Origin of the sequence: Shinella yambaruensis (genome assembly GCF_022899355.1) — a bacterium.
Lineage (GTDB): Bacteria > Pseudomonadota > Alphaproteobacteria > Rhizobiales > Rhizobiaceae > Shinella > Shinella yambaruensis.
Genome location: NZ_JALJCK010000015.1, coordinates 68971 through 93854 on the forward strand (window position 1 = coordinate 68971; position 24884 = coordinate 93854).

The 24884-nt window shown below is 64.8% G+C and carries 21 protein-coding genes; 11 read left to right on the forward strand and 10 right to left on the reverse strand.

Annotation, left to right across the window (positions count from 1 at the left end; translation table 11 throughout):
- Positions 1-111: 111 nt before the first annotated feature.
- Positions 112-1221 (reverse strand): Gfo/Idh/MocA family protein, encoded by a 1110-nt coding sequence (locus MUU56_RS27800; RefSeq protein WP_244770521.1) that lies wholly within the window; start codon positions 1219-1221, stop codon positions 112-114.
- 261 nt (positions 1222-1482) lie between these two features.
- On the opposite strand from MUU56_RS27800, the gene MUU56_RS27805 reads away from it, so the two are divergent.
- The 6 genes from MUU56_RS27805 to MUU56_RS27830 all read left to right on the forward strand — a co-directional run bounded on the left by MUU56_RS27805 (position 1483) and on the right by MUU56_RS27830 (position 8931).
- Positions 1483-2730, forward strand: a complete 1248-nt coding sequence (locus MUU56_RS27805) for an ABC transporter substrate-binding protein (protein WP_244770522.1) — start codon at positions 1483-1485, stop codon at positions 2728-2730.
- A 252-nt stretch (positions 2731-2982) separates the two neighbouring features.
- Complete coding sequence (locus tag MUU56_RS27810) at positions 2983-4008, forward strand: BMP family protein (protein WP_244770523.1); 1026 nt, start codon at positions 2983-2985, stop codon at positions 4006-4008.
- A gap of 124 nt (positions 4009-4132) precedes the next feature.
- Positions 4133-5659 (forward strand): ABC transporter ATP-binding protein, encoded by a 1527-nt coding sequence (locus tag MUU56_RS27815; RefSeq protein ID WP_244770524.1) that lies wholly within the window; start codon positions 4133-4135, stop codon positions 5657-5659.
- Positions 5649-6698 (forward strand): ABC transporter permease, encoded by a 1050-nt coding sequence (locus tag MUU56_RS27820; RefSeq protein ID WP_244770525.1) that lies wholly within the window; start codon positions 5649-5651, stop codon positions 6696-6698. Before MUU56_RS27815 ends, MUU56_RS27820 begins: the two co-directional genes overlap by 11 nt.
- Positions 6699-6700: 2 nt before the next feature.
- The gene (locus MUU56_RS27825) at positions 6701-7642 is read left to right on the forward strand and encodes an ABC transporter permease (protein WP_244770526.1); all 942 of its coding nucleotides are present in this window, start codon (positions 6701-6703) and stop codon (positions 7640-7642) included.
- Positions 7639-8931, forward strand: coding sequence for an amidohydrolase family protein (locus tag MUU56_RS27830; RefSeq protein ID WP_244770527.1), 1293 nt, complete (start codon positions 7639-7641; stop codon positions 8929-8931). Before MUU56_RS27825 ends, MUU56_RS27830 begins: the two co-directional genes overlap by 4 nt.
- Before the next feature lie 12 nt (positions 8932-8943).
- On the opposite strand, the gene MUU56_RS27835 is transcribed toward MUU56_RS27830, so the two are convergent.
- The 5 genes from MUU56_RS27835 to MUU56_RS27855 form a co-directional block, all read right to left on the reverse strand.
- Entirely contained in the window at positions 8944-9825 is an 882-nt protein-coding gene (locus MUU56_RS27835; RefSeq protein ID WP_244770528.1) for a dihydrodipicolinate synthase family protein, read from the reverse strand.
- 26 nt (positions 9826-9851) lie between these two features.
- Complete coding sequence (locus MUU56_RS27840; protein WP_244770529.1) at positions 9852-11471, reverse strand: ABC transporter ATP-binding protein; 1620 nt, start codon at positions 11469-11471, stop codon at positions 9852-9854.
- Positions 11464-12387, reverse strand: a complete 924-nt coding sequence (locus MUU56_RS27845) for an ABC transporter permease (RefSeq protein WP_244770530.1) — start codon at positions 12385-12387, stop codon at positions 11464-11466. The genes MUU56_RS27840 and MUU56_RS27845 overlap by 8 nt, the downstream gene beginning before the upstream one ends.
- A gap of 11 nt (positions 12388-12398) precedes the next feature.
- Positions 12399-13313, reverse strand: coding sequence for an ABC transporter permease (locus MUU56_RS27850; protein ID WP_244770531.1), 915 nt, complete (start codon positions 13311-13313; stop codon positions 12399-12401).
- Between the two features lie 88 nt (positions 13314-13401).
- Positions 13402-14871, reverse strand: coding sequence for an ABC transporter substrate-binding protein (locus MUU56_RS27855; RefSeq protein ID WP_280531207.1), 1470 nt, complete (start codon positions 14869-14871; stop codon positions 13402-13404).
- A 367-nt stretch (positions 14872-15238) separates the two neighbouring features.
- Between MUU56_RS27855 and MUU56_RS27860 the strand changes: the two genes are divergently transcribed.
- From MUU56_RS27860 to MUU56_RS27870, 3 genes are read left to right on the forward strand one after another with little or no spacing between them, the layout of a single operon-like run.
- Positions 15239-16432, forward strand: a complete 1194-nt coding sequence (locus tag MUU56_RS27860) for a sialidase family protein (RefSeq protein WP_244770533.1) — start codon at positions 15239-15241, stop codon at positions 16430-16432.
- Positions 16429-17385: a 4-hydroxythreonine-4-phosphate dehydrogenase PdxA gene (pdxA, locus tag MUU56_RS27865; protein WP_244770534.1), complete on the forward strand. Its 957-nt coding sequence runs from the start codon at positions 16429-16431 to the stop codon at positions 17383-17385. Before MUU56_RS27860 ends, pdxA begins: the two co-directional genes overlap by 4 nt.
- 4 nt (positions 17386-17389) lie before the next feature.
- Positions 17390-18508: an iron-containing alcohol dehydrogenase gene (locus tag MUU56_RS27870; protein ID WP_244770535.1), complete on the forward strand. Its 1119-nt coding sequence runs from the start codon at positions 17390-17392 to the stop codon at positions 18506-18508.
- Positions 18509-18672: 164 nt separating this feature from the next.
- Here the strand turns inward: MUU56_RS27870 and MUU56_RS27875 are convergent, their stop codons facing one another.
- The 4 genes from MUU56_RS27875 to MUU56_RS27890 all read right to left on the reverse strand — a co-directional run bounded on the left by MUU56_RS27875 (position 18673) and on the right by MUU56_RS27890 (position 22408).
- Positions 18673-19374, reverse strand: a complete 702-nt coding sequence (locus MUU56_RS27875) for a FadR/GntR family transcriptional regulator (protein ID WP_244770536.1) — start codon at positions 19372-19374, stop codon at positions 18673-18675.
- Positions 19375-19377: 3 nt separating this feature from the next.
- Entirely contained in the window at positions 19378-20406 is a 1029-nt protein-coding gene (locus MUU56_RS27880) for a four-carbon acid sugar kinase family protein (protein ID WP_244770537.1), read from the reverse strand.
- Between the two features lie 489 nt (positions 20407-20895).
- Positions 20896-21351: a DUF3597 domain-containing protein gene (locus MUU56_RS27885; RefSeq protein WP_244770538.1), complete on the reverse strand. Its 456-nt coding sequence runs from the start codon at positions 21349-21351 to the stop codon at positions 20896-20898.
- Positions 21352-21529: 178 nt separating this feature from the next.
- Positions 21530-22408, reverse strand: a complete 879-nt coding sequence (locus MUU56_RS27890) for a LysR substrate-binding domain-containing protein (protein WP_244770539.1) — start codon at positions 22406-22408, stop codon at positions 21530-21532.
- A 154-nt stretch (positions 22409-22562) separates the two neighbouring features.
- Between MUU56_RS27890 and argH the strand changes: the two genes are divergently transcribed.
- Positions 22563-24017, forward strand: a complete 1455-nt coding sequence (gene argH, locus MUU56_RS27895) for an argininosuccinate lyase (protein WP_244770540.1) — start codon at positions 22563-22565, stop codon at positions 24015-24017.
- Positions 24014-24880, forward strand: a complete 867-nt coding sequence (locus MUU56_RS27900; RefSeq protein ID WP_244770541.1) for an amino acid ABC transporter permease — start codon at positions 24014-24016, stop codon at positions 24878-24880. The genes argH and MUU56_RS27900 overlap by 4 nt, the downstream gene beginning before the upstream one ends.
- Positions 24881-24884: the final 4 nt, after the last annotated feature.

The following is a 24884-nucleotide window of genomic DNA, read 5'->3' on the forward strand; positions in this document are numbered from 1 at the left end:
GCCCTTCGCAAGAAGGGCCATTGCCCCTTGGCGCGAACGGAGCTGGCTTTTCAACGGGGCACGAAGGATCGGCGGCACCGCCGATCCATTCCCCTGCCGCCGTCATGCCCGTCAGTTCAGCGTCAGTCCGTCGATGGTGACGACGCGTTTTTCCTTGGCGGAACGTTCCGCCGCCAGCCCGATGGCAACTGCCTTCAGGCCGTCCAGCAACGTCACCTCGACCGGACCGGCACCCAGGATCGCCTTGCGGAACTTCTGGTGCGCGTAGAAGGTCGCGCCGTGATGTGCGCCGGCATGCAGCACTTCCGCGTCCACCTCGACGATGCGGCGTTCGGGCTGGCGCTTTTCCTGCCGAAAGCTGATTTCGATTTCGGAATGCCTGCCGGCCTCCTCGCCGCGATACCCCGGCACGAAGCATTCGACCCGGCCGAGCGAGCCGGTCGCGGCGAACTCCTCCTGCCAGAGAGCGCCTTCGGCGAACATGCAAAGATCGAGCGAGGCGCGGATTCCCGACTTGAAGTCGACCGTGACGAAGGCATTGTCGATGATGTCGGGCCGCTCGCCGTCCTCGCGCCGCTCGTCGGCATGGTTGACGTCGATGCCGGCGGAGGCATGGACGCGCACCGCCTCGTCCTCGGCGATCAGCCGCATGAGATCGAAGAAATGGCAGCACTTCTCGACGAGTGTGCCGCCCGTGCGCGCCGCGTAGCGGTTCCAGTTGCCAACCTTCTGCTTGAAGGGAAAGCGGTGTTCGCGCAGTGCGATCATCTTGAGGTCGCCGACCGTTCCCTTGCGAACCTCTTCCACGAGTTCCGTGACCGGCGGCATGTAACGGTACTCCATGCCGATCCATAGCGGCGCCGTGTAGCCGGCAAGCGCCGTCGACATCCAGGTGAGTTGTTCGGCGGAGGTGCAGGCGGGCTTTTCCAGAAGGATCGGCAGGCTGAGGCCCCGGTCGAGAATCCTTGCCAGCACATCCGCATGCGTGTCGTTCGGCGTTGCGATCACCAGCGCGTCGACGGCGTTGCTGGCAAGGAGCGCATCGGCCGAGTCGAACAGCTGGGCCGTTTCGGGAACGCATTCGGCGGCCAGCGCACGCGACCGGGCATCCGGATCCGCGATGGCCGTAATCCTTGAGCCCGGCGTCATCGCGATATTGCGAAGATGCTCGCGTCCCATCATGCCGGCCCCGATCAGGCCGTAGCGTATAAGGTCTGACAATCTCATTCCTCCTCTCGATTGTGTCGATGCCGACGGCATACCGACGGCTTTGGACCGGGAAACGTTACGCAGCAGTCCGCACGAAATCAAATAAAATCGTAGCGCTATTATACAGCGGCATGCCGCCGCTTTTAATAAGATATTGGTAAAAAAGGAATAATTAGAAAATTCTCTAGGGTATCACGCTTTCTTCGCGATAATTGACGTCACTTAATGTAGCGCTATTATAGGCTTGGGAGAAACTTGGAGGAGGAACCAAACATGAAAAGCCCCATCATTGCCTGGACGGTGGCAGCGTTCGCAATCGGATCGCAGGCGCCGGCCCATGCCGACACGACGCTGCGCATGTTCGTCTCGAGCCAGGGAAGCCCGAGCGTTCACCGCAAGATCGCCGATCTCTACGAGCAGCGGAATCCCGGCATCAAGATCGAGATCGAACTCGGCGGCGCGACGTCGGAACTGCAGGCGCAATATCTCAACACGGTCCTGTCGAGCCGCGATCCCTCACTGGACGTCCTGATCCTCGACATCATCCGTCCCGCGCAGTTCAGCGCGGCCGGCTGGATCTCGCCGCTCGGTGAAGCGGCGGCCGACGCGCCGATGCTCGAGGGCTATATCAAGGCCTATGCCGACGCGAACACGGTCGATGGCAAGCTCGTCGCGCTGCCGGCGCATGCCGATGCGCTGTTGCTCTACTATCGCAAGGACCTCCTGGACAAATACGGCCTTCCCGTGCCGAAGACCTGGGCGGAGCTTGCCGAGACGACGAAGACGGTCCTGGCCGGGGAGGGTGACCCGAACCTGCAAGGCTTGAGCTTCCAGGGAAAAGCGATCGAAGGCGCCGTCTGTACCTTTCTCCTGCCCTATTGGAGTGCCGGCCACGACCTGACGAGGAACGGTGACTTTTCCTTCGACAAGGACGGTGCGGTCGCGGCCTTCGACCTCTGGAAGGGTTTCGTCGATCAGGGTATCGCCAAGAAGAACATATCGGAGGTCGGGACCGACGATACGCGGCGGGAGTTCCAAGCCGGAAAGGCGGTGTTCGCCGCACTGTGGGGCTACGGCTGGAGCAATTTTCAGGGTGAGGATTCCGCCGTGCGGGACAAGGTCGGCGTAGCAACCCTTCCCGCGGTGGAAGGCGGCAAGCCGGTCAGCTGCCTAGGTGGCTGGGAATGGGCGGTGTCCGCCTATTCACGCCATCAGGAGGAAGCAAAGAAGCTCGTGACCTTCCTTGCGAGTGCCGAAGCGACCAAGATCAAGGCCATCGAGGCTTCCTATCTTCCGCCGCAGACGGCGCTCTACGCCGATCCGGATGTCCAGGAGGCGATGCCCTGGATCGAAAACGCCCGCGCCGTCGTCGAAAGCGCGCTCCCGAGGCCCGTGACGCCGCGTTACAACGAAGTGAGCGAAATCATCCGCACGCTCTTCAACGCCGTGATCGGTGGTTCCATGACGCCGGACGAGGCCGCGGCACAGATGGAAGCACGGCTGCGCCGCGTATTGCGATAGGATCAGGCCGGACATCACAGCCATGAACCCTGCAAATCGGGGAGCATGGCTGCGCCCATATGGCAGTCCCCCCAAGCCGCACCGCAGCCTTCGCGCCGGCGCCGATGCAGATCCGGATGGATGGCGCCGAGGCCGGCGGGGTGAACTTTCGGCTATGCCCAATTGCCGCAACAAGAGATTTCACCTATGTTGACCAAGTGGTAAAAAAAGACGCTTTTCAATGAATTGCGCGATAAGCCAAAGGGGAATCGAATGCATCGCAATCCGTTCAATTTCGGCATTTCCAGACGAACCCTGATCAAGGCCGCCGGGGCGTCCGCAGCGGTCGCCGCCGTTGGCCTGCCGGGTCGCGTGATCGCCGCCGATCCGCTCAAGGTCGCGGCCATCTATACCGTGCCGGTCGAGCAGCAGTGGGTCAGCCGCATCCACAAGGCGGCCAATGCCGCCAAGGAGCGCGGGGACATCGAATATGTCTATTCGGAGAACACCGCCAACAACGACTATGAGCGCGTCATGCGCGAATATTGCGAGGCCGGCCACAAGCTGATCCTGGGAGAGGTCTTCGGCGTGGAGGACGCCGCCCGTGCCGTCGCCAGGGACTATCCGGATGTCGCCTTCCTGATGGGCTCGAGCTTCAAGCCCGATGCCGCCGTGCCGAACTTCTCGGTTTTCGACAACTACATCCAGGATGCCTCCTATCTCTCCGGCCTCGTCGCCGGCGCGATGACCAAGTCGAAGAACATCGGCATGGTCGGCGGCTATCCGATCCCGGAGGTCAACCGCCTGATGAACGCCTTCATGGCGGGTGTGAAGGAAGTGGCTCCGGACACCAGGTTCCAGATCGCCTTCATCGGCTCGTGGTTCGATCCGCCCAAGGCCAAGGAAACCGCCTTCGCCCAGATCGATGGCGGTGCGGACCTGCTCTATGCCGAACGTTTCGGCGTGTCCGATGCGGCGAAGGAAAAGAACGTCCTGGCCATCGGCAATGTCATCGATACCCAGGCGGACTATCCGGAGACCGTGGTCGCCTCCGCGCTGTGGCACTTCGAGCCGACGCTGGACAAGGCGATCGCGGAAGTGAAGGCCGGTGCCTTCAAGGCGGACGACTATGGCGTCTATTCCCTCATGAAGAACGGCGGCTGTTCGCTCGCGCCGCTCGGCACCTTCGACGCCAAAGTTCCCGACGACGTGAAGGCCAGGGTCACCGAGAAGGAAAAGGCGATCAAGGACGGTTCGTTCACCGTCGAGATCAACGACGCAGAGCCGAAATCGAGCTAGCCTTCCGCGTTCTGATGATCGCGGGGAGAAATGGCTGGCGGCAGGAGGATATTTCCCTTGCCGCGGCTGCTTTTCCCTGCGAGCAGAACAACCCTGCCCTCAAAGTCCTTTCCCGGTCGCCAACGTGTCCGATACACCCGTCCTCCGTCTTTCCGGCATCAGCAAGCGTTTCGGTCCGCTCCGGGCCAACGACGACATTTCCTTCGACCTGAAGCGCGGCGAGGTCATTGCGCTGCTCGGGGAGAACGGTGCCGGCAAGACGACGCTGATGAACATTCTCTTCGGCCACTATGTCGCCGACGCCGGAACCGTGGAGGCCTTTGGCGAGCCGTTGCCGCCGGGCGATCCGCGTGCCGCGCTCGATGCCGGCATCGGCATGGTGCACCAGCATTTCACCCTCGCCGACAACATGACGGTGCAGGAGAACATCGCGCTGGGCACGCAAAGCCTCTGGCGTGCGCGGCTCGACAGGGCGTCGGTACGGCAGCGCATTGCGCAGCTCTCCGCCGATTTCGGCCTGGCCGTCGATCCCGCGGCCACCGTCTCCACGCTTTCGGTCGGCGAACGCCAGCGCGTCGAGATCCTCAAGGCGCTTTATCGCGATGCCCGTATCCTGATCCTCGACGAGCCGACGGCCGTTCTAACCCCGGCCGAGACCGATGCGCTGTTTCGCACCTTGAAGCTGCTTGTCGCCAAGGGCCTGTCGATCATCTTCATCTCCCACAAGCTGCACGAGGTGATGGCCGTCAGCGATCGCGTGCTGGTGCTGCGCGCGGGCCGGCTTGTCGGCGAATGCGAAACGGCATCGACCGATCGCAAGGAACTGGCCGCGCTCATGGTCGGCCAGGAGGTGAAGCCGGCGGAGGTCAGCCCGGCCAATGTCGGGGCGCCGCTCCTCGTGCTCGAAGGCGTCTCCACCGCGCCCTATAACGGCGCTGCGCTGGATGACGTGTCGCTCACCCTCAGCGCCGGCGAGATCACCGGCCTTGCCGGCGTTTCCGGCAATGGCCAGGCAGCCCTTGCCGCGCTCATCGCCGGCACCCAGCGCGCCACCGGCGGTCGCATTTCCGTCGCCGGGCGGGAGGTTGCCGGCTGGTCGCCGCGCGTCGCGCTCGACCACGGCGTGGCGCGCATACCGGAAGACCGCCATGCCGTCGGCACCATCGGCGACATGAGCGTCACCGAGAATGTGATCGCCGAGCGTTACGGCAGTCCGCGCTTCAGCCGCATGGGTTTCCTCGACTGGAAGGCCGCCCGCCATTTCGCCGAAAAGATCATCGCCGACTATGACGTGAAGTGTCCCTCGCCCGAGGCGCGCATACGCCTGCTGTCGGGTGGCAACATGCAGAAGCTCATCCTGGGCCGTGCGCTTGATCCGGAGCCGGCGGTCATCCTTGCGAGCCAGCCGACGCGCGGCCTCGATGTCGGTGCCGTCGCCTATGTCCACCGCATGCTGCTCGCAGCGCGGGAGCGGGGCGCCGCCGTGCTGCTGATTTCGGAAGACCTTGAGGAAATCCTGGCCTTGTCCGACCGCATCATCGTCATGTCGAAGGGGCGCCTGTCGACCCCCTCCGCGCGCGGCGAACGCAGCATTCGCGAGCTGGGGGAATTGATGGCCGGCCACAGCGGGGAGCGCAGCGATGCGGCTTGAGGCGAAACCCGCGCCGACGCTGGCGGTCACCCTCCTGTTTCCGCTGGCGGCCATCGTCGCCACGCTGCTGTTGGTCTCGCTTCTGGTCCTGGCGGCCGGCGCCTCGCCGTTCTCGGTCTTCTATCTCGTTGCCAGGGGCGCGGCCGGCTCGCAATTCGCTCTGCTGGAAACCTTGACCCGCGCGACGCCGCTGATCTTCACGGGCCTTGCCGTCGCCGTCGCCTTTCGCGCCAAGCTCTGGAACATCGGCGCCGAGGCGCAGCTCTATATCGGCGGCGTGCTCACCGTGGTGCTTGGCACCGGCGCCCTGCCCCTGCCCTCGGCCATCCTGATCCCCGTGCTGATGGCCGCGGCGATGGCGGCCGGGGCGCTGTTGCTGCTCGGCCCCGCCGTGCTGAAGACGCGCTTCGGCGTCGACGAGGTGGTCACCACGCTGCTCTTGAACTTCATCGTCCTGCTCTTCGTGTCGATGCTGCTCGAGGGCGTGCTGAAGGATCCGATGGGGCTGGGCTGGCCGCAATCCCAGAAGGTCGTCGCGGAGGCGCAGCTGCCGCGCCTCATCCAGGGCAAGCGCCTGCATCTCGGCTTCGTCATCGCAATCATCGCGGCCGTCGTGGTGTGGATCGTCACGAAGAAGACCAAGCTCGGCTACGAGATGCGTGCCGTCGGCCACAACCCGGAAGGCGCGCGTTTCGTCGGCATCCCTGTCAACCTCGTGCTGATGAAGACGGCGTTGCTCTCCGGCGGGCTGGCCGCGCTTGCCGGCTTTTCCGAAGTGTCCGGGCTCAAGGGTAACCTGACGCTCGACCTGTCGGCCGGCTACGGCTACACCGGCATCGTCGTCGCCATGCTGGCGATGCTCAATCCGCTCGGCGTCATCGCCTCGGCCATCTTCGTCGCCGGCATCTTCGTCGGTGCCGATGCGATGAGCCGCGCCGCCAAGGTGCCGAGCTACATCGCCGACGTCATGGTGGCCACCTCGCTGTTGACCATGGTGGTGGCGATCCTTCTGACGCGCTACAGGATCAGGTGGAGGTGATGATGGACGCGCTTGAAATCCTCTTCACCGCCTCCTTCTGGGTCGCCGTTATCCGCATCGCCTCGCCGCTGATCTTCGCGACCATGGGTGAACTGATCTGCGAGCGCGCCGGTGTGCTCAATCTCGGCATCGAGGGCATCATGACCGTCGGTGCCTTCGCCGGCTGGTTCACCGTCTATAGCGGCGGCGACCTGTGGGCCGGCGTGCTGGTGGCCGCCCTTGCCGGCGCGTTGTTCGGCCTGCTGCACGCCACGCTCACCGTGCCGCTCGGCCTGTCGCAGCATGTCGTCGGCATCGGCGTCACGCTGCTGGCGACCAGCCTCACCTATTTCACCTATCGCCTCGCGCTGCCGGAGGTGACGTCGCCGCCGAAGATCGAGCCGTTCCAGCCGCTGGCGATCCCCGGTCTGTCGAATATCCCCGTGCTCGGCGAGGCGCTGTTCACGCAGACGCCGCTGACCTATCTCGCCTTCCTGGCCGTCGTGCTCGTCACCTGGGTGCTCTATCGCACGCCTGTCGGCCTTGCTGTGCGCGCGGCGGGCGAAAACCCGTCCGCCGTGGAAGCGCAGGGCATTTCGGTCACCGGCATCCGCATGGGCGCGGTTGTCGCCGGCAGTGCGCTGATGGCGGTCGGCGGTGCCTTCCTCACCATGTCGGCGTTCAACTCGTTCTTCTTCCAGATGATCAACGGCCGCGGCTGGATTTGCATCGCGCTCGTCGTCTTCGGCTCGTGGCGGCCGGGCAAGGCGCTGGTCGGCGCCATTCTGTTCGCCGCCTTCGATGCCTATCAGATCCGCCTGCAGCAGATATCGGGCGGCATCGTGCCCTACCAGGTGTTCCTGATGATGCCCTATGCGCTGTCGATCCTGGCGCTGATCCTGGTGGCGCGCCGCACCACCTATCCCAAGGCTTTGATGATACCCTACCAGAAAGGCGAAAGATGAGCTTCGACCTGATCGTCAAGGGCGGCACGCTGCCCGATGGAACCGTCGCCGATATCGGCATCAAGGGCGAGACGATCGCCGCGATTGAGCCGCGTCTCGACGCTGCCGCCGGCCGTGTCGTCGATACGTCGGGCAACCTCGTCAGCCAGCCTTTCGTCGATCCGCATTTCCACATGGATGCGACGCTCTCCTACGGCCTGCCGCGCATCAACGCCTCGGGCACGCTGCTCGAAGGCATTGCGCTCTGGGGCGAGCTCAAGCCGCTCCTGACACACGAGGCCGTCAAGGAGCGCGCGCTCGCCTATTGCGACTGGGCGGTTTCCATGGGCCTGCTCGCCATCCGCACCCATGTCGATACCTGCGACGATCGCCTGCTGGCGGTGGAAGCCCTGCTCGAGGTGAAGAGGGAGATCGCCCCCTATATCGACCTCCAGCTCGTCGCCTTCCCGCAGGACGGTCTCTACCGCTCGCCCAATGCCCGCGAGAACACCCTGCGCGCCCTCGACATGGGCGTCGATGTCGTCGGCGGCATCCCGCATTTCGAGCGCACCATGGCGGATGGCACACGGTCGGTCACCGAACTCTGCGAGATCGCGGCCGAGCGCGGCCTGATGGTCGACCTGCACTGCGACGAGACGGACGATCCGCTGTCCCGCCACATCGAACAGCTCGCCTACGAGACCCAGCGGCTCGGCCTGCAGGGCCGGGTGGCCGGCTCGCATCTCACCTCGATGCATTCGATGGACAATTATTACGTCTCCAAGCTGCTGCCGCTGATTGCCGAGGCGGGCGTGTCGGCGATCCCCAACCCGCTCATCAACATCATGCTGCAGGGCCGCCACGACACCTATCCGAAGCGCCGCGGCATGACGCGCGTGCCCGAGATGCTGAAGGCCGGCATCCGTGTCGGCTGGGGGCAGGACTGCGTGCTCGATCCCTGGTATTCGCTCGGCACCGCCGACATGCTCGATGTCGCCTTCATGGGGCTGCACGTCGCCCAGATGTCCTCGCCCGCGGACATGCGCGCCTGCTTCGACATGGTGACGCGGGTCAATGCCGAGATCATGGGCCTCGACCATCTCGGCCTCGCCGTCGGCAAATCGGCAAGCCTCGTCGTGCTCGACGCGGGCAATCCCATCGAGGCGGTGCGCCTGCGCGCCGAGCGGCTCTGCGTCGTCTCGAAGGGCAAGGTCGTGGCCGAGCGCGAGAAGCGCGAGACCGCCCTGTCGATCAGGGGGCGCCCGGCAAGCATCAACCGTCGCCACGTCGTGCCGCCGCAAGCGCGGTGAAGCAGGCGGGGATCAGAGCAGGCCGTATCGGGTCAGAATTTCCGCAATACGGCCGTCCTGCTCCGCATTCGGCAGCAAGGCCGGCTGCCGGCTGGCGCCGACGGACGCGTCCTGCAGGTAAAGGGCGCGTTTGACCATGGCCGGTGCAAAGCCAAGGGCATAGAGATCCGTGCGGAAGGCGGTGAATGTGGCCTGCTGTCGTTCCGCCTCGGCGTTGTCGCCCGCGTTGTAGGCCTTCAGGATGCCGGAGAGCACCTCAGGCATGGCGTTGCCGAGGCCAGAGATGCAGCCCGCTGCCCCGTTCTGCAGCGACCAGAGCACCAGATGGTCCGGCCCGGAATACACCTCGAACCCCTCCACGTCCCTGGCGACGGTAAGATAGGCCTCCAATGTCTCCTTCGCCCCGCCCGAATCCTTGATGCCGGCGATGTTGCCATGGCCGGCGAGCAGGCGCGCGGTATCCGGCTCGATATGGTTCTGCGTTCGGGCCGGGATGTCGTAGAGATAGACGGGCGTTGTCACCGCATCGGCGACGGTCGAGAAATGGCGGACGAGACCGTCCTGTGTGCAGGCGATGAAGAAGGGCGTGATGACGGCGATGCCATCGACACCGATGCGGTCGAATTCGCGCGCCAGCTTCAGCGTCTCGAAGGTGGCCGGCATGCCGGCATTGACGATGACCCGTACGCGCCCGCCCACCTCATCGACCACCTCTTCCGTCAACCGCACCTTCTCCTCGAAAGTCAGGGCGGTGAAATCGCCGTTGGTGCCGGCGCACATGATGCTGTTGCCGGCTTCGACCTGCCGGCGGACCTGGGCGCGCGTTGCCGCGTAATTGATGGTCTCGTCTTCGTTGAAGCAGGTCACGAGGGCGACGAAGGCTTGTTTCGACACGGGAGCTTCCTTTGAGAAAACGGCGCCTACGAGGCGCGCTGGAGACGGGCGGCGCGATGGGCGGCCTGCACGTCGGGATCGGGATCAAGGCCGGCGGCAAGCAGGGCGCGCGTATAATCCTCGCGCGGCGTCTCGAACACCGCGCGCACCGTGCCGAACTCGACGACGTTGCCCTTCCGCATGACCATGACATGGTCGGCGAAGTCCCGCACGACCGGCAGGTCATGGGCGATGAAGATGAAGGCGATGCCCATTTCCCTGCGCAGCTTGTCGAGCAGCGCGATGACTTGCGCCTGCACCGAGACGTCGAGGGCCGAGACCGCTTCGTCGCAGATGATGAGCTGCGGTTCGAGTGCGAGCGCCCGGGCAATGGCGATGCGCTGGCGCTGCCCGCCGGAGAACTGGTGCGGATAGCGCCCCATATGTTCGGGGCCGAGGCCGACCTGCACGAGGAGCTCGGCGACACGTTCACGCCATTTCGCCTTGGGCAGGATATCCGGATGGATGATCCAGGTCTCGGAGACGAGCTGGTAGACGGTCATGCGCGGGTTGAGCGACTGCGTCGGATCCTGGAACACCATCTGCAGGTCGCGGCGCAGCTTGTAGAGTTCGCCGGGCGAGAGCGTGAAGAGGTCGCGCCCCTTCCAGTGGGCGCTGCCCGCATCCGGTTCGTCGAGGCGCAGCAGAATGCGCGCGAGGGTCGACTTGCCCGAGCCGCTTTCGCCGACCACGGCCATCGTCTCGCCGGGCATGAGATCGAAGGAGACGCCCTTCAGGGCCTCGAAGGCGCCATAGCGCTTGCGCACGTCGCGCACCGAAAGCACCGGCGCGGTGCGGGCGGCAGGCTCGTGCATCTCACCCTTGCCGGGCGCGGCGGCGATGAGTTTGCGGGTATAGGGGTGCTGCGGGTTCCGGTAGACCTCCCGCACCGTGCCGGCCTCGACCAGCTCGCCCTTCTCCATTACCACGACGCGATCGGCGATCTCGGCGACCACGCCAAGATCGTGCGTGATGATGAGCACCGCCATGCCGGTTTCCTGCTGCAGCTCCTCAAGCAGCGCGAGCACTTCGGCCTGCACGGTCACGTCGAGTGCCGTCGTCGGCTCGTCGGCGATCAGGAGGTCCGGGCGCAGCGCGAGCGCCATGGCGATCATCACGCGCTGGCGCTGGCCGCCGGAAAATTCGTGCGGGTACTTGCCGAGCGCATGTTCCGGCTCGGGAATGCCGACGCGTGTCAGGAGCCGCAGCGCTTCGGCCCGTGCCTGCGCGGAGGCCGTCCCGTGCGTGGTCAGCGCCTCGCGGATCTGCCACCCGATGGTATAGACCGGATTGAGATGGCTCAGCGGGTCCTGGAAGATCATGGCGATGCGGCGGCCGTTCACCTCGCGGCGCTGGTTCGCCGGCATCGTGAGCAGGTCCACGCCGTCGAGCAGGATTTCGCCCGCGCTGATGCGGCCCGGCGGCATGTCGATGAGGTTCATGATCGCCGAGGAGGAGACCGATTTGCCAGAGCCGCTCTCCCCGAGGATTGCCAGCGTCTCGCCGCGGTCAAGGTGGTAGGAGATGTTGCGCACCGCCTTGACCACGCCTGCGGCGGTGTGGAACTCGACCGAGAGGTTGCGGACTTCCAGAAGATGCTCAGCCATTCTTGCGGCCCTTCATTTCGAGACGCCAGCGCTGAACCGGGTCGAGCGCGATGCGCAGCCAGTTCGACAGGAGGTTCAGCGACAGGGTGGTGAGAATGATGGCAAGCCCCGGCCAGAACGACAGCCACCAGGCGTTGGTGAGGTATTGCCGGCCCTGCGAGATCATCAGGCCCCAGGTGATTTCCGGCGGCTGGATGCCGATGCCCAGGAAGGAGAGCGCGCTTTCGGCGAGCATCACATAGGCAAAGTCGAGCGTTGCCAGCGTCGTCAGTGTGGGCAAGACGACGGGCAGGATATGGCGGAAGAGGATGCGCTTCGAGGAGGCGCCCATGACGCGCGCGGCCTGCACGAACATGCGCTCGCGGATTTCCAGCACTTCCGCCCGGGTGGTGCGCAGATAGACGGGAATACGGGTGATCGCGAGAACCAGCATGAGATTGAGGATCGAGGAGCCGAGGATGTAGAGCACGATCACCGCGATCAATAGCGAGGGGAAGGACATGATGACGTCGGCAAGTCGCATGATGATCTGGTTGACGCGTGCCGAGGAGAAACCCGCGACAAGCCCGAGGACAGTGCCCACGACCGCCGAGAGCGCCACCGCGCCGGCCGCAACCATCAACGTGTTCTGCGTGGCGACGATGATGCGGGCGAGCAGCGGGCGCCCGAGCGCATCGGCGCCCATCCACCAGACCCAGCCGCGCTCCCAGTCGAAGGGCGCAGCATTGCGGCCCCTGAGGTTCTGTTTGGTCGCGAGGTCCCCGAGCCAGCTCGGGCCGACGATCGCGAGGACCAGGATGACGAGAAGGAAGATCGCGGCGCAGAGCGCGAACCTGTCGGCCAGCAGCATGCGCACCATGCGCCGGGCAAAATGCGGCTCTTCGGCAAGGGCGGTGTCTGTCGTCTGAAGGGTCATGGCCATGCTCCTCAGTGGCGGATCCGCGGATCGAGCAGAGCATAGGCAAGGTCGATCAGCAGGTTCATGAGGAAGATCGCCAGCGCGGTGACGAGGATCGCGGCGAGAACCACGTTGAAATCGCGCTGCAGGATGGAATCGATCATCAGCTTTCCGACGCCGGGAAAGCCGAAGATCGTCTCGATGATGACCGCGCCGTTGAGCAGGCTCGCCGCCTGGTCGCCGATGACGGTGATGACCGGCAGCATGGCGTTGCGCAGCGCATGCACGAAGATGATCGGCCCGGATTTGACGCCCTTTGCCCGTGCGGTCTTCACATAGGCGGAGGAAAGCGCGCCGATCATCGAGCCGCGCACCACCTGGACGATGATGCCGAACGGGCGGATGAAAAGCACGGAGATCGGCAGGATCCAGTGGAGCAGCGAGCCGGTGCCCGAGGTGGGCAGCCAGGCAAGGTTCACCGAGAAGACGACGATCGCGACAATGGCGACCCAGAAATCCGGCACCGAGGCGCCGAGAAGCGAGATGACGGAGGACAGGCGGTCGAAGAAGCCGCCGGCGCGGAAGGCGGCAAGCGATCCGACGACGATGGCGGCCCCCGTGACGAGCGTCATGGTGACGAGCGCGAGCCAGAGGGTCCAGGTGAAGGCTTCGAGCACGACGTCGAGCGCGGGCCGCGCCTTGCGCAGGGATTCGCCGAAATCGCCGGTGACGACATCGCCGACATAGCGGGCGAACTGCACGAGGAGAGGATCGTTCAGGCCATGCAATTCACGGAACTGCGCCTTCATCTCCGCCGAAGCCTCGACAGGGAGGAAAAGTGCAGCCGGATCCCCCGTCAGCCGCGAGAGAAAGAAGACCATGACGATCAGTCCGACGAGAGAGATCAGACTGGCCACGGCGCGTTTTCGAATGAATCTCAGCATGGCACCCTCGGGGGAATCGGGCGGCGGGATCATCCCGCCGCCTTTATTGCTGTTGTGACCGGCAAATGCAGGCTTTGCCAGCGCGCGCTTACTTGATCTTGATTTCCGAAAGCTGCAGCGTCCCGTTGGTCGCCATGGTCGGTTTGAAATCGAGGCGTTCGGAAACGCGCGAGAAGCCGACCATATGGAACAGCAGCACGTCCGCGACGACCTCGTCATGGACATAGGCGATGACCTCGGACCAGAGCTTGGCGCGTTCATCGCCGACGGCGGCCGAGGCGCGCTTGATCAGGTCGTCGACCTTCGGATCGGAGAAGCCGGACTGCGTGCCTTCGGTCGCATATTTGAAGAACATCGAGAACGACGGGTCGCCCTTTGAGTTGTCATGCATGGCGGCGACGATCTGCGGGCCGCGGCCTTCCTTGAAGGGCTTGGAGTAGTATTGCTCGTGCTCGGCGACCTCGACGAACTTCAGCTCGACCTTAAAGCCGACTTCCTGGAGCTGCGCCTGAATGGCTTCCATGATCTCCGTGACGTTCGGGAAGTTTGCCGAACGGGCGATGATGGTGATCGGCGTGTCGACCTTCACGCCGTCGGCCTTGGCTTCCTCCAGCAGCGTCCTTGCGCCATCGGGATCATAGGGGAAGACCTTGACGTCGGGGTTCCAGCCGAGCGTCGGCGGCGGCACGATGGCGGTGGCGAGCAGCGCGCTGTCGGGAACGAGCGTTCCGAGGAAGGCCTGCCGGTCGATCGCGAGGTTCAGGGCGCGGCGGACGCGCACGTCGTTCAGCGGCTCGATGTTATGGTCGATCCGTAGATAGACGGTCTCGCTGTCGAGATAGGAGAAATCCGTCGCCGGGTTGGTGGCGTCGAGTTGCGAGATCGAGGGCGAGAGATCCGCCTCGCCGGCCTGCACCATGGCCGCGCGAACCGAAGGATCGGCACGGAAGAGATAGGTCGCCTCCGTGACCTCGGGCTTGGCGCCCCAGTAGTCCTCGCGGCCAGTCAGCACGATCTGCTGGCCCGGCGTCCAGTTCGTCAGTTTGTAGGGACCGGTGCCGATGGGCTCGCGCACGAATTCCAAGGGCGTCTCCTCCGGCACGATGGTGACGAGCGAGAGCAGCAGCGGCAGGATCGGCTGGACCGGATCGGCCTTGAAGTCGATCGTGAAGTCGTCGACGACGGTCGGCGTCACGGTCATGCCGCCGAAGTAGCGGCGCGACTCGCAGGCGTTCTTGTCGCTCATGATACGGTCGAAGCTGTGCTTGACATCCTTCGCGTCGAAGGTCGTGCCGTCGGAGAATTTTACGCCCTGGCGCAAGTGGAAGCGCCAGCTGCCGTCGGCGTTCTGCTCCCACTTTTCGGCAAGGCGTGGCATCACGCCCTTGTCGCCGCGAACGTCGAGCTCGGTCAGCGTCTCGCTGACATTCTGCATGATGACGCGGCCGATGTTGGAGCGGGTTGCCATGCAGGGCTCGAGCAGGTCCGCCTCCTCGGCAAGCACGATCTTGATCGGCCCCGAGCCGGCAAAGGCGGGGGACAAGGCGGAACCCAGCATGAGGGCACCCAGAACCAATATTCTCTTCACGATATTTCCTCCCTGGTGAAATCGTATCAGGCTGATGCCGCCTTTCCGGATCGCGCGGCGACCAGCGCGGCACCGATCGCAAAGAGCGCAGTGCCCCTCCGGTATGAATTTCTCCCCCGGCATCCGTTTGCCGGCCAGCTCAAACCATCCTATTTCCATCAAAGTTTGTCAAATTATTTTGCAATGTAAATTTTATGGGCGTCATTTGAGAAGAAAATTGATTCGTAAAATCAATAAGATTTTTCTTTTCTAGAAGAAAAATTGGTGATTTGGTAACATTCTAAAACTTGACAACTTTGGGATTTGGGTGATTTTCAACGCGATGCAGGAGGAGCCAATGCGCCCAGAGGAAATCGCCCGCCACATGAATGGCCGGCTTCAGATCGTGTCGCCGGGACGTGCCGAGGCATTGTTGCCGTCGCCCATGATCCAGAATCACGCCGCGTTTCTGCATCCGCTCGCTGACGGTGCGCTCGCCTGCGCCTGGTTCGGCGGCACGCTGGAAGGCAAGTCGGACATATCGATCTTCGCCTGCGTGCTGGCGAAGGGTGCGGAAAGCTGGGGCCCGCCGCAGCGGCTGAGTTTCGATCCCGCCCATTCGGAACAGAACCCGGTGTTCTTCACCGCGCCGGACGGCCGGCTATGGCTCTTCCATACCTCGCAGCCCTCGGGCAACCAGGACGAATGCCGGATCCGCATGGTCGAAATCCGGCGGGGCGCCGCTCCCCTCGTGCTGACTGCCGGGGAGGGACGCTATCTCGATCTGCCGCGTGGCTGCTTCGTGCGTGCGCCGCTGGTGGTGCGGGCAGACGGGGCATGGCTGCTCCCGATCTTCCGCTGCGTCCAGCGCCCCGGGCAGAAATGGAACGGCAGCCACGACACCGCCGCCCTCGGCGTCTCGCTTGATGAAGGCAAGTCGTGGCGGCTCGAAGCGCTTTCCCGGTCCGTCGGCTGCGTGCACATGTCGCCGGTCGCCCTGGGCGGACAGCACCTTGCCGCCTTCTTCCGCCGTCGTCAGGCGGATTTCGTCTACCGAACGGAGAGCCGGGACGGTGGCCGGTCGTGGTCCGCGCCTGAGGCGACCGACGTGCCGAACAACAATTCCTCCCTGGCTGCAATCCGCCTGGCGGACGGCCGTGTCGCGATGATCTGCAATCCGGTGAATGCGGCCCAATCTTCCGATCGCCGCGCCTCGCTTTATGACGAGCTCGGCGAGAACGACGAGCGTCCCGACGCCGACCCCACGGGCGGCTGCGTTCCGGTCTGGGGCGCGCCGCGCGCGCCCGTCGCCCTCTGCCTGTCGGAGGACGGGGGCAGGACCTTCCCCGTCCGGCTGCTCATAGAGGACGGGCCAGGCACCTGCCTTTCCAACGATTCCATCGACGGCCGGAACAAGGAGATGTCCTATCCCTGGCTGCTGGCAGACGCCGGCGGCACCCTCCACCTCGCCTACACCTATCACCGGCGCGCGATCAAATATGTCCGCCTGGCTCCCGGCTGGGACAGCGCCGACGCACGGAGACCTTCATGAGCACCATTATCGGCATCACCATGGGCGACCCGTGCGGCGTCGGCCCGGAGATCTCGGTTCGCGCGCTTGCCGGCATGACGCCGGAGGAGCGCGCGACCATCCGCATCTACGGCAATCTCGCGACGCTCGAGGCAGCCCGCGCGGCCCTCGGCATCACGATCGACCTCACCCCCCATGTCGTGGACCTGCCCATCGAAGGGGCGCCGCTGGCCTTCGGACAGCTGAGCCCGATTGCCGGCGATGCCGCCTTCCGCTTCATCGAGAAGGCGGTGCGCGATGCCGAAGCCGGCGCCATCGGCTGCATCGTCACTGCGCCGATCAACAAGGAGGCCCTGAACCTTGCCGGCCATCACTATGACGGCCATACCGGCATGCTGCGCAGTCTCACCGGCTCCAAGGCCGCCTATATGCTGCTCGCCTCGGACCGGCTCAAGGTCATCCACGTATCGACCCATGTCTCCCTGCAGGAGGCGATCCGCCGCTCGACGACGGAGCGCGTGCTGGCGACCATCCGCGCGGGCGACGCCCACCTGAAGCGCATCGGTTATGCGGCGCCGAAGATCGCCGTCGCGGGCATCAATCCCCATTGCGGCGAGAACGGCCTGTTCGGCACCGAGGATGACGACCAGATCGCGCCGGCCGTCGAGGCGGCCCGTGCGGAGGGCATCGACGCCCATGGGCCGATTTCCGCCGATACGGTGTTCTACCGCGCCTATGCCGGTGCCTTCGACCTCGTCGTCGCGCAGTATCACGACCAGGGACATATCCCGGTCAAGCTCGTCGCCTTCGACACCGCTGTGAACGTCTCCGTGGACCTGCCGATCGACCGGACTTCGGTCGACCACGGCACGGCCTTCGACATTGCCGGCAAGGGCATTGCCGACCACGGCAACATGAATTCCGCCATCGCCTACGCCCGCAAGCTGGTGTCGGGCGCCGCCAAGCGAGGATGACGCCATGACAATCGCCCCTATCACGCTCCATCAGCCGAACCGGCTCGCCGTCGGCGCCGGCACGACCGGCGAGGTCGGTGCCTGGGCTGCCGGCGCCGCCTCGGTGCTGGTGATCGCGACACCCTTCACGGCCGGCTTCGTCGATCGCCTGAAGCTGGCCGGCCGCATCGCCGTCTTCGACGCGATCCCGGGCGAGCCCGACGTCGCCACGCTGGATGCCGCGCTCGAAGCCGCCCGCCAAAGCCGGCCGGACCTCGTCGTCGGTCTCGGCGGCGGATCCGTTCTCGACGTCGCCAAGCTCGTTGCCGCCCTCTGGGACAGCGAACAGACGCTTGCCGATGTTGCCGGCCCGAACCGGGTCGCCGGCCGCCGCACGCGCCTCGCGCAGGTCGCCACCACGGCCGGCACGGGCTCGGAGGCGGGCATCCGTGCGCTCATCACCGATCCCGGCAAGGGCAACAAGATTGCGGTCGAGAGCCCGCACTTGATCGCCGATTTCGCCGTGCTCGATCCGGAGCTCACCTATTCCGTCCCGCCGGCCGTGACGGCGGCGACCGGCGTCGATGCCATGGCGCACTGCGTCGAGGCCTTCACCAACCGCCGCGCGCATCCGATGATCGACGGCTTCGCCCGCATGGGCTTCCGGCTCGTCGGCAAATACCTTGCCCGCGCCGTGCGCGACGGAGCCGACACCGAGGCGCGCGAAGGCATGATGCTCGCCTCCTATTACGGCGGTATCTGCCTCGGCCCGGTCAACACCGCCGCCGGCCACGCCATCGCCTATCCGCTCGGCACACGGCTGCGCCTGCCGCATGGCCTTGCCAACGCGATCGTCTTCCCGCATGTGCTGGCCTTCAACCGGCAGGTCACGGCGGCGAAGACGGCGGAAGTCGCGATGGCGCTCGGCCTTGGCGAGGATCTAACCACGCAAGGCCTGCTCGCCGCCGCCCACGGCTTCTGCCGCGGCCTCGGCATCGAGATGTCGCTGGCTGCCCATGGTGCGACGGCGGACGACCTGCTGCTCTACGCCAGCGAGGCGCACGCCAATCGCCGCCTGATGGACAACAACCCGATCGACATGAGCGTCGAGGAGGTGCTCGGTGTCTACCGGGCGGCTTTCTAGAGCATTTCCGGTGAACTCCGGCTCATCGGAAATGCTCTAGATTTTTGTTCTTGCCGCATTATCCGACGCCGAAGCGATCTCGCTTCGGCTGGAAATGCTCCAACGTCGCGCAAGCGCGAACATTCCATCGACATCAAAACCCCGGTGCTGCCGGGGTTCTGCGTCTATTTGGTCGCCTGGAACAGGCGATCGCGTGAGCCGGTGAGGTGGTCGTGCATGCATTGCCGTGCCTTCGCGCCGTCCCGCGCGGCAATGGCTTCGGCGATGGCCTCGTGCTCGCCGAAGACCCGTGTGAGGCCGGTCGTCTCGCGCTTCACCGAGGCGCCGTGAAACCGCATGCCGACGGCGATATGGTCCTTCAGCGCTTCCATGGCGGTGAAGAAGTAGCTGTTCTGCGCGGCTCGGGCGATGGCGAGATGGAACTGGAAATCGGCGTCCTCGCGGTGCGACTGCCGGTTGGTGGCGTCCCGCATCAGTTCCAGCGCCTGGCGGATTGCGGCAAGCGTCGCCGCATCATGGCGCTCCGCTGCGGCTGCCGCCGCGGCCGGCTCTACGGTCAGGCGGAATTCATAGCAGTTGAGGAGGTCGGCGACGTTCTCGAGCTGCCCGAAGCCAAGCGGCTCGCGCATGCCGACGGCGCGCACGAAACTGCCCGCCCCGCGCCGGGAATAGATGAAACCCTGCTCGCGCAGCCGCCGCAGGGCCTCCCGGATGATCGGCCGCGAAACCTCGAACTCGATCGCCAGGTCATGCTCGGTCGGCAGGCGCTCGTCCGGCTTGTAGGCACCGGACTTGATGGCACGGTGCATGCGCTCGAAGACGAGATCGCCAAGGCTCCTGCGTGCTGTTCCGTTCTCCAGTCCCATCTCTTACCCTGTCCTGCCGCGCAGCCGTTCTGCGATCTTTCTCAGCGTGTCCGGCAGCCCGAAGCCCCCTGATTTGGCGATAATGCAATGTCCTTGGGCATGCGCCAAGCCCAGTCCCGGCAGGCATTCGCCCAGCAGCCGGAACCGCACGATCCCCATCTTGCCGAGCACCGCTTCCGCTGTCGCGCCACCAGAAAGCAAGAGTGTCGATGCCGCGGCCGCAAGGTCGGGACAGACGCTTTCCGCCAGCGCCCGGGAAACCTCCAGCGGCGTCGTGACATCCGCGCTGGGCACTGCCTGCACGAGCGTCAGCACGCTGTCATCGGCGCGCGTTTCGGCAAGGCGGCCGTTGGGCGCCGGCAGGTAGCGCAGACCGCCGTCGCCCAGCAGCGTCTCGACCTGCGCGAGGGTGATCGGGTCACGCGAGCCCACGACGAAGAGGCCCGGCCCCGCGGGAATGTCCGCCATCCGCGCCGGTGCTTGCCCGCTCATCTTTTCGGCCAGCGCCTCCGCAAGGCCGCGTGCGCCGACGAGAAGGTCGACGCCCGCCATGTCTGCCCGCTCGAGCCAGAGGGCCATCTCGCTCTGGCTGGCAATATCCGGGATCGTCGCGCGGGCCGCATGGGACCCGAGCCTTTCGGCAATGGAAATCGGCGCATCCACACCAAAGCCTGTTACGCAGCCATCCTTCACGACGCGGTCGAAGGCGGGAACCGCCGGTGCCACCAGCGCTGCGCGATAGGACATCGCGTCGAGCTCGGCTGCGATATGCCCCTTGAGGCGTGAATCGACCTTCTTGAAAAGGCGCACTCCCGCAGGCAGCGCTTGAAGTGCTGTCGCCACCGCCTGCCGCGCGGCTTGCGCGCCGACCTCCCGTGAAGCCAGGTTGATCGACAGGACCTCCGGCGCCTCCCGCCGGGCCTCGTCGATGGCCGCGGTCGAGAGCGCCACCTCCACATGCATGCCACGCGCCGCGAACGGCGCGGCCGTATCCAGTGCGCCCGTCAGGTCGTCGGCAAGGATGGCCAGCATCGCACGCTCCAGTGATTGTTGTTATCTTTATAGCGTTTCTTTCTATTGAAATGTCAATATTTTTTGAGAGAATATAACAAATTCTCTGTGGCCGCCGGGGTGCAAGCCGCATGCTGCTGCAGGATCTCCCGGACGAGGGCGGCCCCGGCAACGGTTTGATGGTTCGCTACAGTGTGCGGTTCATGCTGATGCAAATGCCTGCCCTGCATGACGGCATGGCCAGGCGCGGCCGAGGCCGGGCAGCAGGGGAGACCGGTTATGTTCCGACGGGCGGCCTCAAAGCCTCGTTGCCGGTGCATTCGAGGCCGTACATGCCATTTATCCGGGAGGTCCGGTCCGTCTCATGGCAGCGTCCCCGCGATTGGCAACCTATTGGTGCCATTCGCAAGTCGCACCTCCTCCTTGAGGCATGCGCAACGTTTTATCCTGGAGAGAATGAGAATCGTAGAACGCGGGGCCCGCCAGTTTGCCTGGCGGGCCTGCTCGCATCTAGTCCAGCAGTTCGGCGGGAACCTTGCCGCCGTTTTCGGCCAGGGCCTTCATCAGTGCCTTGTGGAGCCAAATGTTCATCGTGGCGGAATCGTTCTTGTCGCCCGTATAGCCGAGTTCATCCGCCAGTTCCTTGCGTGCGGAAAGGCTGGAATCGAGGTCAAGCGCCTTCATCGTGTCCACGATGGAGCGGCGCCAATCGAGTTTCTGGCCATTTTTCTTGACCGCGGCGTCCATGATGGCAGCGACGTCAACGGGGCTTGAGGAGGCGGCAGGCGTGTTGTCGGCCGTCGTTGCCACGGCCTCATTGCTGGCCGTCGTCGCGGTTGCGGAGACATCCGCTGTCACCGGCTTCACGGCCTCGGCCGAAATGGTCTCGGCCGCAGCGGTTTCGACCGGCTTTTCCTCGGACGCCTTGCCGAAGAGCTTTTCCTTGATGGAACTGAAGATACCCATATCTGACTCCCTGTCCTTATCGCCGGCTTTCGTCCGGCGTGACGAGATAATAGGCTTGCCGTTCGTCTTTTCAATGAAAAGACGGCTCGTGAATCGGGAAGTTCAAGAGGTTGGCTCAATCCACGACATATCCAGCGAGTATTCCGGCACGGTCTTGAACGGCGTGGCCCATCCGCTGCTACGTCGCAACGACAGGCTCCTCGACTTGTTTCATGAGCCAGCGCTGGAATGCCTTCAGGGCCAGCGTCGGCTTGCGATCCGCCGGCGTCGAAAACCAGTACGCTGCTTTCGACGCATATCGGATACCGCCAGGATTGACGAGACTTCCGGCACGTAGCTCATCCTCTATGAGCTGCGGGGGAACGAGCGCCATGCCCTGGCCCGAAATCGCGGCACGCAGCACGAGCGTATAGTAATCGAAGCGCATCACGCCCTGCGGCTCCAGGTCCGGCTTCCCGTAGCCGTTCACGAGATCCGCCCAATGCAGAGGCGTTCCCGGATGTTCGATGATGATGCCGCGGGCTGCATCTTCGATGGTTTCGAGCGGACCCAGCCTCGCGAGATAGGCCGGAGAGCAGACCAGCCGGACATCCTTTCCGAACAGATAGATCGGATCCTCGCCGGGAAACGGTCCCCGGCCGAAACGGAAAACGGCATCGGGCTGCGCTGCAGGATTGTCCGTCGAGAACGTCGTGTACCGGACGTCGATATCCGGGTGCTTCTGGTTGAAATCGGAAAACCGCGGCAGAAGCCAGCGATCGCCCAGGATCGGCAGCACCTTCAGCCGGAGCGTATGGGAGTCCGACTGGAGCCGGGCGGCGCGGAATGCGGCCTCCTCCATCGCCTTCATCGCCACCTGCGCCTGCTCAAGATAGATGCGGCCAAGTTCCGTCGGCACCATGCCCGACGGCTTTCGCGTAAAGACCTGTGCGCCCAGAAGGTCTTCAAGGGTCAGCAGTTGTTTGCTGACGGCGCTCTGCGACAGGTTGATGCTTTCCGCCGCGGCCGTCGTCGAACCCCGCTCCGCGATCGCCAGCATCACGCGCAGCGCAGTCATGGAAGGCAGCGGCACAGAGGGATGAACCAATGGCATTCTCCGCGAGGGGGCTAGTCGGTTTCGTCATAACGTTAGCGCTTTTTCGCGTTTGTGCAAGCGATCCTTCGAAGGCAACCTGCGCTCGGGAACACATTCATCGACATGGGAGACTGACATGAAGGAACAAGCGACATTGCTTTGGGGAGGACGCTTTTCGAGTGGTCCATCTCCGGAGCTGGCGGCCCTTTCACGGAGCAATCCCAGCTTCTTCCGCCTGTCCCCCGAGGATATCGCCGGATCGCGCGCCCATGCGCGGGAACTTGCGCGCGCCGATGTCCTGACGGGAGACGAGCTGGCGACGATGCTGCAGGCGCTCGATGCCATCGCGGCAGATGTCGCCGCAGGGCGGGAGAAGCCGAAAGCTTCAGACGAGGACCTGCACACCTTCCATGAACGGCTGCTGGTCGAGCGGCTGGGCACATTGGGCGGGAAGTTGCGCGCCGGACGGTCGCGCAACGACCAGACTGCAAACAACACCCGTCTCTACCTGCGCCGCACCGCGCGCAGGCTCGTGAACCTTGTCCTCGTCGTGCAGGACGCGCTTGCGACGCAGGCGACGCAACACGTCGAGACGGTCATGCCGGGCTTTACCCACCTTCAGCCCGCCCAGCCGGTTTCGCTCGGCCATCACCTCATGGCCCACGCGCAGTCCCTCAGCCGCGATATCGAGCGCTTCATCGACTGGGATCGCCGCTTCGACCGTTCGCCGCTCGGCGCCGCCGCGCTGGCCGGCTCGGCCTTCGCCCGGGATACGGAAAGCTCCTCGCGCGATCTCGGCTATGCCCGCCCCTGCGAAAATTCCATCGACGCCGTGGCAAGCCGCGATGTCGTGTCGGAATTCCTGTTCGTCACGGCCATGCTCGGCGTCAACCTTTCGCGCCTTTCGGAGGAGATCTGCATCTGGGCTTCGCGCCAGTTCGCTTGGGTGAAGCTGCACGATTCCTATTCGACGGGCTCGTCGATCATGCCGCAGAAGAAGAACCCCGACATCGCGGAACTCGCGCGCGGCATGTCCGGCACGATGATCGGCAATCTTGCCGGCATCCTCGCCACGCTGAAGGCGATGCCGCTCGCCTACAACCGCGACCTTGCCGAAGACAAGCGGGCGCTGTTCGAGACGATCGACCTCCTCGATCTCATCCTGCCCGCCTTTGCCGGCATGGTGGCGACGATGACGTTCGACACCGGGCGCATGGCCGCCGATGCTCCGCGTGGCTTCACGCTGGCGACCGAGGTGGCGGACTGGCTGGTCCGGCAGGGCATCCCCTTCGCGCACGCCCATGAAATCTCCGGCGCCACCGTGCGCTATTGCGAGGAGCGGGGCATGGAGCTCGACGGGTTGACCGAAGCCGATCTGCCGAAGATCGACGCCGCGTTGACCGCCGACGTGCTGCGGACGATCGATCCCGTCCGGGCACTTGCCGAACGCTTCGGTCAGGGCGGAACGGCTCCTGCCCGGGTGCGCGAACAGATTGCCGCATTCGCCGACACCTGCGCGCGGCAGCACGCCTGGGCGGCGCGCGGCCTCGAGGGCGTGGCGCTGGAACCCTCGGCGGGGGTTGCCGCATGACGGACACCACCCTTCCTCAATCCAGCCGCGATGCCCATGACATCGCCCATCTCGAACTCGTCCCGCGCAGGCATGTGGGGCGAATGATCTTCGCCGCCATCGTGCTCCTCATGGTGGCGCTGCTGGTCCGCGCCTTCGTCGTCGGGCAGATCGAATGGCCGGTCGTCGGCCAGTTCCTGTTCGCTCCTGTCATCATCCAGGGTATCTGGAACACACTGCTGATGACGGTCGCGGCCATGTCGCTCGGCATCGCGCTCGGTGTGCTCATCGCGATCATGCGCATTTCCGGCAATCCGGTGCTCGAATATATCGCCCTGGTCTATGTCTGGATCTTCCGCGGTGCGCCGGCGCTGCTGCAATTGCTGCTCTGGTTCAACCTTGCCCTGATCTTCCCGACCATGGGCATTCCCGGCCTCTTCGAGTTCAACACCGTCGAGGTGATGACGCCCTTCGTTGCCGCCATGCTCGGCCTCGGCATCCAGCAGGGGGCCTATACGTCGGAAGTCGTGCGAAGCGGCTTGCTGTCGGTCGATGCCGGACAGTACGAGGCCGCCCGGACGATCGGCATGACAGGCATGCAGACGCTGCGCCGCATCGTGCTGCCGCAGGCCATGCGCGTCATGGTGCCGCCGGTCGGCAACGAGGTGATCAGCATGGTCAAGCTCACCTCGCTCGCCTCGGTGATCCAGTATTCGGAGATCCTGCACAATGCGCAGGTCATCTACTACGCCAACACCCGCGTGCTGGAGCTCCTGATGGTCGCCAGCTTCTGGTACCTCGCCATCGTCACGGTGCTCTCGCTGATCCAGTCCCGGATCGAACGCTACTACGCCCGCGGCACCCGCGGCCGCACGACGATCTGAGGGG

What these genes read in the sequence shown, in the direction of transcription:
- MUU56_RS27820 (WP_244770525.1), top strand. Translation starts at nt 5,649, where the DNA reads ATGCGGCTTGAGGCGAAACCCGCGCCGACGCTGGCGGTCACCCTCCTG.
- MUU56_RS27875 (WP_244770536.1), bottom strand. Translation starts at nt 19,374, where the DNA reads ATGGGACTGGAGAACGGAACAGCACGCAGGAGCCTTGGCGATCTCGTC.
- MUU56_RS27840 (WP_244770529.1), bottom strand. Translation starts at nt 11,471, where the DNA reads ATGGCTGAGCATCTTCTGGAAGTCCGCAACCTCTCGGTCGAGTTCCAC.
- MUU56_RS27810 (WP_244770523.1), top strand. Translation starts at nt 2,983, where the DNA reads ATGCATCGCAATCCGTTCAATTTCGGCATTTCCAGACGAACCCTGATC.
- MUU56_RS27855 (WP_280531207.1), bottom strand. Translation starts at nt 14,871, where the DNA reads ATGCTGGGTTCCGCCTTGTCCCCCGCCTTTGCCGGCTCGGGGCCGATC.
- MUU56_RS27825 (WP_244770526.1), top strand. Translation starts at nt 6,701, where the DNA reads ATGGACGCGCTTGAAATCCTCTTCACCGCCTCCTTCTGGGTCGCCGTT.
- MUU56_RS27845 (WP_244770530.1), bottom strand. Translation starts at nt 12,387, where the DNA reads ATGACCCTTCAGACGACAGACACCGCCCTTGCCGAAGAGCCGCATTTT.
- MUU56_RS27885 (WP_244770538.1), bottom strand. Translation starts at nt 21,351, where the DNA reads ATGGGTATCTTCAGTTCCATCAAGGAAAAGCTCTTCGGCAAGGCGTCC.
- pdxA (WP_244770534.1), top strand. Translation starts at nt 16,429, where the DNA reads ATGAGCACCATTATCGGCATCACCATGGGCGACCCGTGCGGCGTCGGC.
- MUU56_RS27850 (WP_244770531.1), bottom strand. Translation starts at nt 13,313, where the DNA reads ATGCTGAGATTCATTCGAAAACGCGCCGTGGCCAGTCTGATCTCTCTC.
- MUU56_RS27880 (WP_244770537.1), bottom strand. Translation starts at nt 20,406, where the DNA reads ATGCTGGCCATCCTTGCCGACGACCTGACGGGCGCACTGGATACGGCC.
- MUU56_RS27860 (WP_244770533.1), top strand. Translation starts at nt 15,239, where the DNA reads ATGCGCCCAGAGGAAATCGCCCGCCACATGAATGGCCGGCTTCAGATC.
- MUU56_RS27890 (WP_244770539.1), bottom strand. Translation starts at nt 22,408, where the DNA reads ATGACTGCGCTGCGCGTGATGCTGGCGATCGCGGAGCGGGGTTCGACG.
- MUU56_RS27805 (WP_244770522.1), top strand. Translation starts at nt 1,483, where the DNA reads ATGAAAAGCCCCATCATTGCCTGGACGGTGGCAGCGTTCGCAATCGGA.
- argH (WP_244770540.1), top strand. Translation starts at nt 22,563, where the DNA reads ATGAAGGAACAAGCGACATTGCTTTGGGGAGGACGCTTTTCGAGTGGT.
- MUU56_RS27900 (WP_244770541.1), top strand. Translation starts at nt 24,014, where the DNA reads ATGACGGACACCACCCTTCCTCAATCCAGCCGCGATGCCCATGACATC.
- MUU56_RS27870 (WP_244770535.1), top strand. Translation starts at nt 17,390, where the DNA reads ATGACAATCGCCCCTATCACGCTCCATCAGCCGAACCGGCTCGCCGTC.
- MUU56_RS27830 (WP_244770527.1), top strand. Translation starts at nt 7,639, where the DNA reads ATGAGCTTCGACCTGATCGTCAAGGGCGGCACGCTGCCCGATGGAACC.